Source organism: Streptomyces sp. NPDC015139 (assembly GCF_043079785.1).
In the GTDB taxonomy this organism is placed as follows: Bacteria; Actinomycetota; Actinomycetes; order Streptomycetales; family Streptomycetaceae; genus Streptomyces; species Streptomyces albidocamelliae.
Genome location: NZ_JBIBUW010000007.1, coordinates 435427 through 449089, shown reverse-complemented (window position 1 = coordinate 449089; position 13663 = coordinate 435427). Strand labels below are relative to the sequence as shown.

Here is a 13663-nt window from a genome sequence, read left to right as displayed (position 1 = left end):
GCACCGGGCTCGCCGCCGCGGACCCGGGCCCCTCACCGCAGCAGGCTGGACAGCAGCTTCGCCGCCTTGCGTACCTTCGGGCGGGCCAGGCGGCGGACCACCGGGCGGACCACGTGGGCCGTCACCCCCACCGGCCGCCAGCGCAGTTGCAGCCGGCCGGGGTTGCGGCCCTCCGGTTCGGCCGTGACCTCGTGCGGGATCGTGCCGGAGCGGTAGTCGACGCGGACGGTGCGCGCGGGGAAGTCGAGGGGGGCCAGCAGCAGACCCGTGTGGGACAGCCCCTGCTGTTGCAGGCGGACCATCGGGTGGCGCACGCCCTCGAAGCCCTGCAGGGGGATCGGGGCGGCGGCGAGGTCCAGGCGGACGGTGCCCTCGAAGACGCCGGGACGCACCGGGTCCAGCCGGAAGGGGACCGTCATCCGGCGCCCACCGGGAGCCAGCAGCAGACCGGCACGCTGCGGGCCGACGGGCAGACGGAGCCCGGGGTCGTACGTACGGACGGCGAGGGTGAGGGACGCGCCCGTGCCCGGGGTCAGCTCGGTGATCTCGTGCCGGAACTGCGCGCTGGGGAACGGGCGGGTGTCCAGCTCCAGGTCGGACAGGTCCAGTTCACGCCGGGCCTCGGCCGAGTCGGGCACCCGGTCGCCCCAGTACGGGACGCCGGAGTCGTCGGAGGCGGTGTGGCGGGGCGCCACCCCGTGCCCGAGGCCCCGGGCCGCGAGCCGGGCGTCGTCGCTGCGGCCGTCCCGCAGCAGTCGCAGCACCACCCGTTCCGGGCGGGGCAGCCGGGCGTACGCGCCGGGGGCCAGGGTGTCCAGGTAGGGGTTCATGATCCCGGTGAAGGACTCCAGCCACTCCTCGTCCCGGAAGGGCAGGTCGCCCGCGTACATCCGGAAGTCGTGCTTGAGGAACTTGTAGTCCTTGTCCTCCCGCAGCCCCGCGTGCCCGCTGCCGACGAGGAAGTCGTCGATCAGGCGCTGGACGTGGACGCGGTCGCGGACGTTGGAGATCTTGTGCCGCTGGTTGGAGATGGACGCGGAGTCCGCTGCCGCGAACGGCTCGATGTACCAGGTGTACACCGGGTCCGGGATGATCGTGAACGCTTCGGCCAGGCAGTACGCCTGCGCCGAGAACAGCTGGTCCTCGTAGTGGATGCCCTCGGGGAAGCGCAGCTCGTGGCGGTCCAGGAAGGCCCGGGCGTACATCTTGCTCGTGGACAGGTGCTCGAAGAAGAGCCGCGGGTCGGCGTCGATGCCCTCCACGGTGCGGCGCTCGGCGACCACGTGCGGCATCCACGTGGAGCGGCGCCCGTTGTCCACCCGGACCCGCCGCACCGCGCCCATGGTGAAGTCCACCTCGCGCTCGCGGTGTGCGGCCAGCAGCGACTCGACCGCGCGGGGCGGGAGTTCGTCGTCGCTGTCGAGGAACATCAAGTACGGGGCCCGGGCGATCTCGATGGCCCGGTTGCGCGGGGCGCTGCAGCCGCCGCTGTTCTCCGGCAGGCGCAGGTAGCGGATGCGGTGGTCCTGCGCCGCCAGCTCCCGTGCCACGGCGGGCGTGTCGTCGGTGGAGTGGTCGTCGCTGATGACGATCTCGATGTCGGTGTGCGTCTGCGCCCGCAGGGAGGCGACCGCGCGGGGGAGGCGGGCCGCGTCGTTGTAGACGATGACCGTGACGGTGACGTCGGGGCTCGTCATGCCGTGGCCTCCTCGGGGGTCGGGGCGGGCGTGCGTTCCTCCAGTGGGAGCACCGGGGGCAGCGCCTCCTCGGGTTCGCCGAGGAACACCCGCCGTACGACCCGCTCGGCGGCGCGGCCGTCGTCGTACTCGCAGAACCGGCGCCGGAACGTGGCCCGTGCCTTCGCCGCGCTCTCGTCGCGCCAGGCGCCGGAGGCGAAGATCTCCGTCAGTTCCTCCTGGCTGCGGGCCACCTGGCCGGGGTGTTCGGCCATCAGGTCGAAGTAGACGCCGCGGGTGGTGCGGTAGGTCTCCCAGTCGTCGGCGTGGATGACGATCGGGCGGTCCAGGTTGGCGTAGTCGAACATGATCGACGAGTAGTCCGTGACCAGCGCGTCGGCGGCCAGGCACAGTTCCTCGACCGGGTCGTAGGAGGAGACGTCGATGATCCGGCCGGACCGGCGCAGTCCGGTCAGCGGGGAGGCCGCGCCGCCGTAGAAGTAGTGGGCGCGGACGAGGAGGACGGTGTTCTCGCCGAGGCGGTCCGCGAGGGCGGCGAGGTCGAGGCGCGGGGTGAACCCGGCCTCGTAGTCGCGGTGGGTGGGCGCGTAGAGGACGGCCGTCCTGCCCGGGGCGATGCCGAGGCGGGCGCGGGCGGCGCGGACGTCGGGGGCCGTGGCCGTGTAGAAGACGTCGTTGCGCGGGTAGCCGTGGTCGAGGGAGGTGTACCGGGCCGGGTAGGCGCGCTCCCACATCCGGGTCGAGTGGCTGTTGGCGCTGACGCTGTAGTCCCACTTGTCGATGCGGCCCAGCAGGGCCGCGAAGTCCAGGCCCTTGGCGGCGGCCGGGTGGTCCATCTGGTCCAGGCCCATGCGCTTGAGCGGGGTGCCGTGGTGGGTCTGGAGGTGGATCGCGTCGGGGCGTTTGACCACCGCACCCGGGAAGTTGACGTTGTTCGTCAGGTACTTGGCGCTCGCCATGGTCTCCCAGTAGCGCCGGGTGCCCGGGACGACGTGGTCCGTGCCGGGCGGCAGCAGGGCCGCGTTGTCCTTGCTGACCACCCACACCCGGCGGATGTGCGGGGCCAGTTCGGCGAGCTCGGCGGCGATCGCGGCCGGGTTGCAGGCCACCCCGCGGTCCCAGTAGGCGGCGAACACGGCCAGTTCGGGGTCGACGGGCCGGCTCAGGGCGCGGTGGTACTGGTGGTCGCGGACCTTGGCGCCCACCCGGCGCTTGCGGGAGCGGACGGCCGTGCGGGCGGCGCGGCGGGCGCGGTTGCCGGCCTGGAACGCGCGGTACCTGGTGTAGGCGCCCTCCTCCAGCAGGGCGTGCCGTACGCCTTCGAGGCCCGGTGGGCGCTGGTGGCCCTCGGGGCGCCAGCGGACCGCGGCCAGGGAGGCGCGGCGGAAGAACTCCCGGGCCACCGGCTCGGGCAGGTCCTCGCGGGCGAAGGTGCGCACCAGGTCCCGCACCATCAGGTCGTACAGCACCGCGTGGACGGTACGGCGGTTTCCGGCGAGCGGCAGCAGGGACTCGTAGCGGTCGATGAGCGCGAGCCGGTGCACGGGGGCGCGCGGCGGCAGACTCTCGGGGCGCAGCACGCGGTTCTCGTACGCCACCTGGTTCAGGCAGGCGATCCGGTCGGCGAGCAGCAGGACCGTGTGGGCGGCGAGCGGTTCGTCGTCGGTGGTGAACCGCGCTTCGTTCGCCCGCCAGAAGTCGGCGCGCAGGGCCCGGTTGCCGAGCAGCGGTGCGAGGCGCAGCAGGTCGGCGCGTCCGTCCAGGGTGCGGCTCTCGCGGCCGACGGCGGCGAGGTGGCGGCCGTCGCGGGAGGGCGTGGCGGCGGTCTGCCAGGTGGTGGTGACGTGGTCGAAGAGGAGCAAGTCGACCGGGGTGGCGGGGGCGTCAGTGGTCCCGGACGTCTCGGGGCCCGCCGCGGCGTCGAGTTCGGCGGCCCGCTCGGCGATCAGACGGGGCGCGCCGGCGGGCAGGCCGTCCTTGGCGTGCACGAAGTGCAGCCAGCGGCCGGACGCGCGGGCCGCGCCGGCCGCCCGGGCCGCCGCGTCGCCGGTGCCCTCCGGCAGCGGCACGACGAGCGTCTCGGGGGCGTGGCGTCCGGCCGTCTCCTGCGCCCAGTCGCCGACCGCGGCGACGATGACCTCGGCGTCGGGGAGCGGGTGGGCCTCCAGTGAGTCGAGCAGTTCGGTCAGATGCCCCTGTGCGTTCGGTCCGTAGACGATCACGCTGAGACGGGGCATCACTGGGGCTCCTTCGGCTCGTCGGCTCCGGACTCCCTTCACAACATACCGGCATTAAGCGTATGAAAGGGAAAACAAGGCCCCAAGTGTGGGCCGTGCGTGTGAACCGGACTCAGGAAGGAAGAGAGTCTTTCGGCGCGTCCGGTTGCGGTACCCCCGTCTCGGCGGTGTGCGCCTTCGGCGCGGGCTTCTTGGCGGCCGGCTTCTTCGGGGCGGGCTTCTTGTCGCCGGTGAAGGCCTCGTACTCCTTCATGACGTCCTCCGTCGGCCCGTCCATGCGCAGCTCGCCGCGCTCCAGCCACAGGACCCGCTCGCAGGTGTCACGGATCGACTTGTTGTTGTGGCTGACCAGGAAGACCGTGCCCGCGTGCCGGCGCAGTTCGCGGATCCGCGCCTCGGAGCGCTTCTGGAAGGACCGGTCGCCGGTGGCGAGGGCCTCGTCGATCAGCAGGACGTCGTGGTCCTTGGCGGCGGCGATGGAGAACCGCAGCCGGGCCGCCATGCCGGAGGAGTAGGTGCGCATCGGCAGGGTGATGAAGTCGCCCTTCTCGTTGATCCCGGAGAAGTCGACGATGTCCTGGTAGCGCTCCTTGATCTGCTCCCGGGACATGCCCATCGCGAGACCGCCGAGGTGGACGTTGCGCTCGCCCGTCAGGTCGTTCATCAGGGCGGCGTTGACGCCGAGCAGGGAGGGCTGGCCGTCGGTGTAGATGTGGCCGTTCTCCACCGGGAGCAGTCCGGCGACCGCCTTGAGCAGGGTGGACTTGCCGGAACCGTTGGTGCCGATGAGCCCGACGGCCTCGCCCTTGTAGGCGGCGAACGACACCTTCTTCACCGCGTGCACCCGGCGGACGCCGGACGCCTTCTCGGTCTGCTTGCGGCGCAGCATGCGGTTGAGGGCGGCGGTGGCGGTGCCGCGGCCCGCGCCGGTGCCGTTGACCCGGTAGACGATGTCGACGTCGTGGGCGACGACGGTGGGGATCTTCTCGGTGTGCTCAGCCACGGCCGTACGTCTCCTCAGCCTTCCAGAAGTAGATGAAGCCGCCGACGCCCGCGAGCAGGGACCAGCCCGTGGCCGCCGCCCACACGTGCGGGGGCAGCTGATGGGCGTGGAAGCTGTCGATCAGGGCGAACCGCATCAGGTCGATGTAGACGGCGGCCGGGTTGAGCTGGAGCAGGATGGTGACCACGTGGGGCAGCTTGTCGCCCTTGGTGATCTTGTCGATGCTCCACATCACGCCGGACACGTACATCCAGGTGCGCAGCACGAACGGCATCAGCTGGGCGATGTCCGGGGTCCTGGCGCCCATGCGCGCCATGATCATGGAGACGCCCGCGTTGAACGTGAACTGCAGGACGAGCACGGGGAGCGCCAGCACCCAGGAGGCGGCGACCGGCACGCCGAAGCAGAGCAGGATGACGACCAGCGCCGCCATCGAGAACAGCAGCTGCTGGAGCTGCTGGAGCGCGAAGGAGATCGGCAGGGCTGCGCGCGGGAAGTGCAGGGCGCGGACCAGGCCGAGGTTGCCGGCGATCGCGCGGGTGCCCGCCATGATCGAGCTCTGCGTGAACGTCCAGATGAACACGCCGGTGACCAGGAACGGCACGTAGTCCGGCACGTTGTGCTTGGTGTTGAGCAGCACGCCGAAGATGAAGTAGTAGACCGCCGCGTTCAGCAGCGGGGTCATGACCTGCCAGACCTGGCCGAGCTTGGCCTGGCTGTACTGCGCGGTGAGCTTGGCGGTGGAGAACGCGGCGATGAAGTGGCGCCGGGCCCACAGCTGGCGGACGTACTCCGGCAGGGTCGGGCGGGCGCCGCTGACCGACAGTCCGTGCCGGAGCGCGAGCGCCGTGAGGTCGTCGTCGGCGGGGGCCCGGGTGGGGGGCGGTGTGTGGAGTACCTGGCTCACATCCGCTGCTTTCGCTCGGGGGAGGGGGTGCTGCGCCCGGCCGTCTCCGGGGCTGCCGTGTCCGTGCCCGTCGTCCGGCGTTTCCTTACGGTTCTCTTCATGTTCTCTTACGTCGGGACGGGACCGTATCGTCGTGACGCGAGCGTAGGCCCAATGAACGTCGGAACGCAACCGTTTCGTCGTCACGCCCTATGCTGTTCGGTATGACGACGAACGCCGACGAGCCGCCGACGCGTCCACGCCGCCGGGCGCCCGCCGGGGCCGCCGTGCTCCGGGAGGACGTGACCGAGGCCATCCGGGCCGCGGTCTTCGAGGAACTCGCGGCCGTCGGCTACGCGCGCATGTCCATCGAGGGCATCGCCCGCCGGGCGGGCGTGGGCAAGACGGCGGTGTACCGGCGCTGGCGTTCGAAGCTGCATCTGGTGCTGGACGTCGTCTCGGCGATGGCGGTCCTGGGCTTCCCGGTCCCCGACACGGGCTCCCTGGAAGGCGATCTGCGCCTGCTCTACGAGGTCACGTCCCGCGCCCTGCGCCATCCCGTGGCCTCGCAGATCATCCCCGACCTCCAGGCCGAGGCGGCCCGCAACCCCGAGATCGCCGAGGCCTTCCAGAAGGCCCTGCGGGACGGCCAGGAGGGCGTGGCCAGCAAGATCGTGGCGGCGGCGGTGGAGCGGGGCGAGGTCCGCGAGGGCGTCGACGCCGACCTGACGCTGGACCTGATCTCCGGCCCCCTGTACTGGCGCTCGGTGGTGACCCGCGCCCCGAAACTCCCCAAGGGGTACCTGGAGCGGCTGGCCCGCGCCACGGCGGGCGCGCTCAAGGCGCTGTGACGGCCGCGGCGCCGGGCCGGCGCCGCCGAGCAGCGCGGCCCCCCGACGCCCGGCCCGTCGCCCCGGAGCGGTCCTACGAGCGCGCCGCCTCCGGGTGGTGCCGCACCCAGCCCTCCCAGGCCGACGCGATCATGTCCTGGACGTCGTACTTGGCCTGCCAGCCCAGTTCCGTCGCGATCCGGTCGGCGGAGGCGACGACGCGGGCGGGGTCGCCGGGGCGGCGCGGGGTGACGGTCGGGGGACGGTCGTAGCCCGTGGCCGCGTTGATGCGGTCGATCATCTCCCGCACGGAGACGCCCTCCCCGCGGCCGATGTTCAGGGTCAGGCCGGTGCCGGGGGCGGACCCCAGCGCACGGGCGACGGCGACATGGGCCTCCGCCAGGTCCACCACATGGATGTAGTCGCGCACGCAGGTGCCGTCCGGCGTCGGGTAGTCGTCGCCGAAGATCCGCGGCGGCGCGCCCTCGGTGAGCTTCTCGAAGACCATCGGGATCAGGTTGAACACGCCGGTGTCGGCGAGTTCGGGGGTCGCCGCGCCCGCCACGTTGAAGTAGCGCAGCGACGCGGTGGCCAGCCCCGTCGCCCGGCCCGTGGCGCGGACCAGCCATTCGCCGGCCAGCTTCGTCTCGCCGTAGGGGGACATCGGGTGGCAGGGGGTCTCCTCCGTCACCAGGTCCACGTCCGGCATGCCGTAGACGGCCGCCGAGGAGGAGAAGAGGAAGGACGGCACCTCCGCCGCCCTCACCGCCTCCAGCAGCACCCGCAGGCCCTCGACGTTCTCGCGGTAGTAGTGCAGCGGGAGGTCCACCGACTCGCCGACCTGCTTCTTCGCCGCCAGGTGGACCACCCCGGTGATCCGGTGCTCGGCGAGCGTGCGGGCCACGAGCCCCGCGTCCAGGGTCGAACCCTCGACCAGGGGCACCTCGGCCGGTACGCGCGCGGCCACGCCCGTGGACAGGTCGTCGTACACGACCGTGCGCTCACCCGCCTCGGCCATCGCCCGAACGACGTGCGCCCCGATGTAGCCGGCGCCGCCGGTGATCAGCCAGGTCATTGCGGCCGTCCCCTCGTCCTGGTCCCGGTCGTCCCGGTCCCGGTCGTCTCGGTCCCCGGTGTCGGACAGGCAGCCGGGGTCTCTCAGTGAAGCAGGCGGCGCAGCCGGCCGCGGGCCACCTCGGCGACTCCGCGCGGTCCCGCGGCCACGCGCAGGGCCAGCGCGCCGGAGTGGGTCGCGTACGGCTGCACCAGGAGCACCCCGTGCCGGGCGTTCGGGACGGCGCGCCGGCGCAGCCGGCCGGCGCCCGCGGACGCGTGCGCCGTGACCTCCCGCCGCCCGCCGTCCGCGAACCGGAGGGTCAGCCGCAGGTCCCAGACGCCCGCGCCGAGCCCGGCCAGGTCGACCGGCACCACCGCCGACCAGGTGCCGGAGCCGGCCGGCGCGAGCGCCGCCGTCGTCCCCCCGGCCGTCCGGTCGTCCTCCCGGGACTGCCAGCGCACGTCCACCTCGCGCGGGCCCGCCCCGGCCACCCTCCCGTACAGCTCGTGCAGCCGCAGACGCAGGAGCGAGGCACGCGCGCGAGGGCGCAGTTCCGCGTCCACCGCCAGCGGCAGCAGGCGAACGGGACGGGTGAGCAGGGGAGTGAGGGTGACCTCGGGGAGGTCCGCGGACCAGACGGGGGCGCCGTCGGCGTCGCGGGCGCAGGGCGGGAGCAGCCGCGCCGGACGGGCGGCGAGTTCGCGCAGCCGGGGCAGGTCGCGCGGCTCGGGCGACGCCAGGACGACCCGGGCCAGCAGCGGGCCGGGAGCGGCGGGGTTCCGCTCCCAGTCGTCGGCGTCGTAGCGCGCGAGGTACTCACGGGTGTGCGTCCACCACGCGCGCCGGTAGTCCGCGTCGCGCAACCCCAGTTCGCGCACGTACATGCGCACGTCGTGGTCGAGGAACTTGGCCCGCGCCGCCCGCGCCAGCTCCTTCTGCCCGGCGCCCAGCAGGATGTCGTACGCCAGCGCGCAGGCCTCGACGCGCGCCTTCCAGTTGTCGATGTGCTCCCGGTCCAGGGAGAGCGACAGCCGCTCGGCCGACCGGCGCACGTGCCACACGTACACCGGGTCCGGTACGAGCGCGACGCGTGGGCCGGCGGCCAGGACGCGCGCGGTGAAGACGAAGTCCTCGTACAGGAAACGGCCTTCGGGGAAGCGGATGCCGTGCCCGCGCAGGAAGTCGGTGCGGTACAGCTTGTTGACGCACAGCGTGTCGTGGACCAGGCGCGGGCGCTGGGAGGGGCGCGCGAGGACGGCGGGCGCCGTGTAGAGCGACGGCTGCCACGGCTGTTCGCGGCCCGACGGCAGCTCCTGGCGCACGCACAGGCCGCTCGCCACCTCGGCCTTCGCCGCGGTCACCGCGGCCAGCAGCGCGCCCACCGCGCCCGGCGGCAGGACGTCGTCGCTGTCCAGGAACATGACGTACGGCGCCGTCACCGCGTCGATCCCGGTGTTGCGGGGGCTGCCGCAGCCGCCGCTGTTCACCTCCCGGCGCACCACCCGCAGCCGGGGCTCGCCGGCGGCCAGCCGGCCGAGCAGGTCGGCGCTGCCGTCGGTGGAGCGGTCGTCCACGGCGATCACCTCGGCGACCGCGCTGCCCTGGTCGAGGGCCGAACGCACCGCATCGCCCACGTGGGCGCGGTCGTTGTAGCCGATGACGACGACGGCGACTTGAGGCGCCGCGTGCTGGTCTGACGAGTCTGAAGGCATGAGGTCCACGGGCCGGGAGCGTAGAAATGTTCAGTAATACCCGGTTAGGAGACAGTTAGTGCTCGGTCCGGAAGACGGTCGGAACCGGGCCGGGGTTCCATCAGCGGCAGCTTCTTCACGGCCGGCGGTCTCGCGGCACGCCACAGCCGCACGAAGGACAGCACCGCCGCGGCCGCCAGCAGCGCGTTGCGGGCCAGCATCAGCAGACAACCGGTCCAGGTGCCGTCGACCACGTCCTGGTAGCACATCGGGAACGCCACCGTGCTCAGCGCCGACGCCGCGAGGATCAGCACCGCCGCCGGGCGCTGGCTGGTGTGCCGCGAGGTCAGGCACACGGCCGCGAGCCCGAGCAGCCAGATCATGTACTGCGGGCTGATGACCCGGCTGGTGACGGTGAACAGCAGCACCGCGCTCAGCGCCGCGTCGAACGGTGTCGCCTCGGTCCAGCGGCGCGCCCGCACCCGCCACAGCACCAGCAGCCCGAAGGCGGCCGCCGTGAGCGCGAGGGAGGCGGCCGCGACGGCGTCCACGTGCGGGCCGATCAGCTCGACCGCGCCGTACTGGTAGCGGTGCCGGCCGGGCCAGCCGGCGTGCCGCGCGAGGTTGAGGGCGGTCCCGCCGAGCGACTCGATCTGCACCCCGCGGCCGCCCTGCTCCCGCACGAAGGAGAACGGGTCGTTGAACGACAGGGCCAGCAGTCCGAGGGCGGCGGTCCCGGCCGTCGCCGCCCACGTCCACGCCGTGCGGGTCACCCGTCCGGGGGGCGTGCCGAGCAGCGCGAGCGCCGGCCACACCTTCACCAGCCCGCCCAGCGCGCCGAACACGCCGCCCGCGCGCGGGGAGCGCGCGACCGTCAGCAGGCAGAGCACGGCGAGGGCGGTGACCTCGATGTCGTACCGGGCGAGCGGGACGTGCAGCAGCAGCGGCAGACCGCCCGCCCACAGGGCGGCGCCGCGCAGGCTGCGCCCGGGCCGGGTGCCCGCGCGGAGCAGGGCCGCCGCGATCAGCGCGTCCGCGGCCAGGGTCAGCGTCACGAAGGCCTGGAAGTACGTCAGCCCCGGGAGCAGGCCCGGCGCCAGCAGGACCGGTCCGGCGCCCGGCGGGTACTGCCACAGCGTGTCGTGCGCCGGGAAGGAACCGTGCGCGAGGACGCCGTACCAGTGGAAGTACAGCCGCCGCACCTCACGGGCCACCGAACCGCCGCCGAGCAGCGGGGAGCTGTCGTGGACGAGCAGCCACAGCATCAGCGCGCGGCCGGCGAGCCAGAGGGAGGTGAGGGCGAGGACCGGGCCGGGGGTGACACGGAGGCGGTTCATCACATGGGAGCCTAAGCGGTACGGATGGTGTATCCATGCCGATACGCCGTCAATGCGCGGCAAAGGTTGGCTAATCGCAAAAGATCGGGCCGTGGTGAACCTCGGGCTTCCTGTGAAACAGCAGTCACGCCGGGCGGCTGGAGCGACGGCTGCCGCCCCTACGGGTGCAACGACGCAGCCGCCGATCGGTGCTCCGGACCCGGCCTCGGCGTACGTGTCGTGCCGGATGCCCGGCGCGCGGGCCCGCCGTGCGCTGTCCGTGGGTGTGCCCGCGCTGGTGATACTGGCGATCGGGCTGTGGGGGCTCGACCGGGGCGGCATGTGGCGCGACGAGGCGGTCACCTTCCAGGTCGGGCGCCGGACGGTGCCGCAGATCTGGCGGCTGCTGCACGACGTCGACGCGGTGCACGGCCTGTACTACCTCGTGATGCACGCCGTCCTCGCCGTCCATCCCGGCGAGGTCGTGCTGCGGCTCCCGTCGGTGTGCGCGGCGGCGGTGACGGCGGCTCTGGTGGCCGCGCTCGGCACCCGGCTGGTCCGGCCGCGCGTCGGACTGTGGGCCGGACTGCTCTACGCCGTCGCCCCGATGGCCGGTCACTACGCGCAGGAGGGCCGCTCGTACGCCCTGGTCGCGGCCGGTGCCACCGGGGCGACCCTGCTCTTCGTCCGGGCCGCCCGCGAGGGCTCGTGGTGGGCGTACGGCACCGTCCTCGGCGTCACCTGCTGGCTGCACGAGTTCGCGGTGCTGCTGCTGCTCGCCCACGCGGTGTCGCTGGCGCTCGCCCGGGCCGGGAGGGACGTGTGGCGGGGCTGGGGGCGGGCGGCGGTCGCGGTCGTCCTGTCGCTGCTGCCGATGGTCCTCGTGTCCCGCGGGCAGGCGGCACAGGTCGCCTGGCTGCGCAGGCCGACGGCGGACACGGCGGAGGGGCTGCTGCGGTTGTTCCTGGGGCCGGCGGACGGGGTGTACCGGGTGTGCCTGGGGCTGGCCCTGCTCGGGCTCGCGGGGCTGGTGCGACGGCGGGGCGAGCTCACCTGTGCGGGGGTGGCGCTGCCGTTGGCGGTGGTGCCGCCGGGCGTGCTGATGCTGCTGTCCCAGATCTCCCCGCTCTACGTCGACCGCTACGTGCTGTACGCCCTCGGCGGCGCCCCCCTGCTGGTGGCGTGCGGAGCGGAGCGGGTGGCCGCGGCCGCGGGACGGCTGTGGGCCGAGCGGCGCCCGACGCCGCCGTTCGACCCGGGGCGTCGGTCCGGCCTGGTGTCGCTTCCCGGGTCGGTGCCGTCGACCGGCTCGGCGGCGCGGTTCGACCTGGTGCCCCCGCCGGACCCGGCGCCGCACGGCGACCTGGTGCCGGTGCCGGCCGCCTCGCGGGGGCGGGTCCCGATGGTGGCCGTCGCCGGGGTGGTGGCCGTCGCCGTCGTGCTGCTCCAGCAGCTCCCGCTGCTGGAGGCCGACCGCAGTCCCGGTCGGCGCCCAGACGATCTCGCCGCCGTCTCCCGGATTGCCGCCCGCGCGTTGGCGCCCGGGGATCCGGTGCTGTTCCTGCCGGTGCAGACGCGCAACGTGGCCCTCACCTACCCGGGGGCGTTCCGCGGCACGCGGGACGTGGCCCTGGTGGAGGGCGCCGCCGCGTCCGGGACCCTGTACGGCCGTGAGGCCGGAGGCGATGAGCTGCGGCGCAGGCTGTCCCGGCTGGACCGGGTCCGGGTCGTCGCCGACCAGGCGCTGCTCGCCGGCGGCTGGACCCCGCGCAACCCCGCCGAACGCGTCAAACTCACCGTTCTGCGGACGGAGTTCGTGCCCGGCGAGGAGACCGTCCGGGACGGGGTGACGGTACGGCTCTACGTCCGCCGCGCTAGCGGGCCTCCGCCGCTTCCGCCGACGCCGCCGCGTCCAGCGCGAGGGTGAGCCGGTCGAGGCGTTCGCGCAGCTCGCCGATCTCCGCCAGGTCGAAGCCGGTCGCCGCCGCGATCCGCCGCGGCACCTCCAGGGCCCGCTCGCGCAGCGCCCCGCCCTCCTCGGTGAGCCGCACCTGGACGGACCGCTCGTCCCGCGCGCTGCGCTCGCGGCGTACGAGACCGGCCCCCTCCAGCCGCTTGACCAGCGGGGACAGCGTGCCGGAGTCGAGCCGCAGATGTTCACCGAGCTTCTTCACGGGCAGGTCGCCGTGTTCCCAGAGGACCAGCATCACGAGGTATTGGGGGTAGGTGAGGCCGAGGTCCTTGAGGATCACGCGGTAGACGCCGTTGAAGGCGCGGGAGGCGGCATGCAGGGAGAAGCAGATCTGGCGGTCCAGGCGGAGCCAGTCGCTGCCGGCGGCGGGGGTCTGCGGGGTGGGCGAGGCGGTCATGCCTCCAGGATAGCTCTTGCGGCCCATTTAGTTGTGCGCAACTAAATTGTGTGCTCTACTCGTACTCGCGACGGACCGCCAACGGATCGCCGCGACGCACTTCACCGAGAGGGATGGTCTTCCATGGACGCGCTCTACACCGCTGTCGCCACCGCCACCCACGGCCGCGATGGCCGTGCCGTCTCCTCCGACGGCAAGATCGACCTCAAGCTGGCCCCGCCGGCGGAGCTGGGCGGCAACGGCGAGGGCACCAACCCGGAGCAGCTCTTCGCCGCCGGCTACGCCGCCTGCTTCGGCAGCGCCCTCGGTCTCGTCGGCCGCCAGGCGAAGGTGGACGTCAGCGACGCCGCGGTGACCGCCGAGGTCGGCATCGGCAAGCAGGGCGAGGGCTTCGGGCTGAAGGTGACCCTGCGCATCGAGCTGCCCGAGTCCGTGGACGAGGCGACCGGCCGCAAGCTGGTCGAGACCGCCCACCAGGTCTGCCCCTACTCCAACGCCACCCGCGGCAACATCGAGGTCGACCTCGTCATCGAGTAGGACCGCACGCTCGACCTCGCACGGCCACGGCCGGCCGGCG

Annotated in this window: 11 protein-coding genes; 3 read left to right on the top strand and 8 right to left on the bottom strand. The window is 73.4% G+C overall.

What is annotated here, in order from left to right:
* Nucleotides 1-32 precede the first annotated feature (32 nt).
* The 4 genes from ACF08B_RS21950 to ACF08B_RS21935 all read right to left on the bottom strand — a co-directional run bounded on the left by ACF08B_RS21950 (nucleotide 33) and on the right by ACF08B_RS21935 (nucleotide 5844).
* Entirely contained in the window at nucleotides 33-1697 is a 1665-nt protein-coding gene (locus ACF08B_RS21950; protein ID WP_392318883.1) for a glycosyltransferase family 2 protein, read from the bottom strand.
* Nucleotides 1694-3934 (bottom strand): CDP-glycerol glycerophosphotransferase family protein, encoded by a 2241-nt coding sequence (locus tag ACF08B_RS21945; RefSeq protein WP_392318882.1) that lies wholly within the window; start codon nucleotides 3932-3934, stop codon nucleotides 1694-1696. Before ACF08B_RS21945 ends, ACF08B_RS21950 begins: the two co-directional genes overlap by 4 nt.
* A 112-nt stretch (nucleotides 3935-4046) precedes the next feature.
* The gene (locus ACF08B_RS21940; protein ID WP_392318881.1) at nucleotides 4047-4937 is read right to left on the bottom strand and encodes an ABC transporter ATP-binding protein; all 891 of its coding nucleotides are present in this window, start codon (nucleotides 4935-4937) and stop codon (nucleotides 4047-4049) included.
* Nucleotides 4930-5844, bottom strand: a complete 915-nt coding sequence (locus tag ACF08B_RS21935) for an ABC transporter permease (protein ID WP_392318880.1) — start codon at nucleotides 5842-5844, stop codon at nucleotides 4930-4932. Before ACF08B_RS21935 ends, ACF08B_RS21940 begins: the two co-directional genes overlap by 8 nt.
* Nucleotides 5845-6047: 203 nt before the next feature.
* Here ACF08B_RS21935 and ACF08B_RS21930 point away from each other — a divergent pair, with 203 nt between their 5' ends.
* Nucleotides 6048-6674, top strand: a complete 627-nt coding sequence (locus tag ACF08B_RS21930; RefSeq protein ID WP_392318879.1) for a TetR/AcrR family transcriptional regulator — start codon at nucleotides 6048-6050, stop codon at nucleotides 6672-6674.
* 73 nt (nucleotides 6675-6747) lie between these two features.
* Here ACF08B_RS21930 and galE read toward each other — a convergent pair whose 3' ends face one another.
* The 3 genes from galE to ACF08B_RS21915 form a co-directional block, all read right to left on the bottom strand.
* Nucleotides 6748-7728 (bottom strand): UDP-glucose 4-epimerase GalE, encoded by a 981-nt coding sequence (gene galE / locus ACF08B_RS21925; RefSeq protein WP_392318878.1) that lies wholly within the window; start codon nucleotides 7726-7728, stop codon nucleotides 6748-6750.
* Nucleotides 7729-7811: 83 nt separating this feature from the next.
* Nucleotides 7812-9422, bottom strand: coding sequence for a glycosyltransferase family 2 protein (locus ACF08B_RS21920; RefSeq protein ID WP_392318877.1), 1611 nt, complete (start codon nucleotides 9420-9422; stop codon nucleotides 7812-7814).
* A gap of 44 nt (nucleotides 9423-9466) precedes the next feature.
* Nucleotides 9467-10738 (bottom strand): glycosyltransferase 87 family protein, encoded by a 1272-nt coding sequence (locus tag ACF08B_RS21915; RefSeq protein ID WP_392318876.1) that lies wholly within the window; start codon nucleotides 10736-10738, stop codon nucleotides 9467-9469.
* Between the two features lie 226 nt (nucleotides 10739-10964).
* Here ACF08B_RS21915 and ACF08B_RS21910 point away from each other — a divergent pair, with 226 nt between their 5' ends.
* On the top strand, nucleotides 10965-12644 hold the full coding sequence (locus tag ACF08B_RS21910; protein ID WP_392318875.1) for a glycosyltransferase family 39 protein: 1680 nt from the start codon (nucleotides 10965-10967) through the stop codon (nucleotides 12642-12644).
* Here ACF08B_RS21910 and ACF08B_RS21905 read toward each other — a convergent pair.
* Nucleotides 12592-13086: a MarR family winged helix-turn-helix transcriptional regulator gene (locus ACF08B_RS21905; RefSeq protein ID WP_392318874.1), complete on the bottom strand. Its 495-nt coding sequence runs from the start codon at nucleotides 13084-13086 to the stop codon at nucleotides 12592-12594. The genes ACF08B_RS21910 and ACF08B_RS21905 overlap by 53 nt on opposite strands.
* 123 nt (nucleotides 13087-13209) lie before the next feature.
* Between ACF08B_RS21905 and ACF08B_RS21900 the strand changes: the two genes are divergently transcribed.
* The gene (locus tag ACF08B_RS21900) at nucleotides 13210-13623 is read left to right on the top strand and encodes an organic hydroperoxide resistance protein (RefSeq protein ID WP_392318873.1); all 414 of its coding nucleotides are present in this window, start codon (nucleotides 13210-13212) and stop codon (nucleotides 13621-13623) included.
* The last annotated feature ends 40 nt before the right edge of the window (nucleotides 13624-13663 follow it).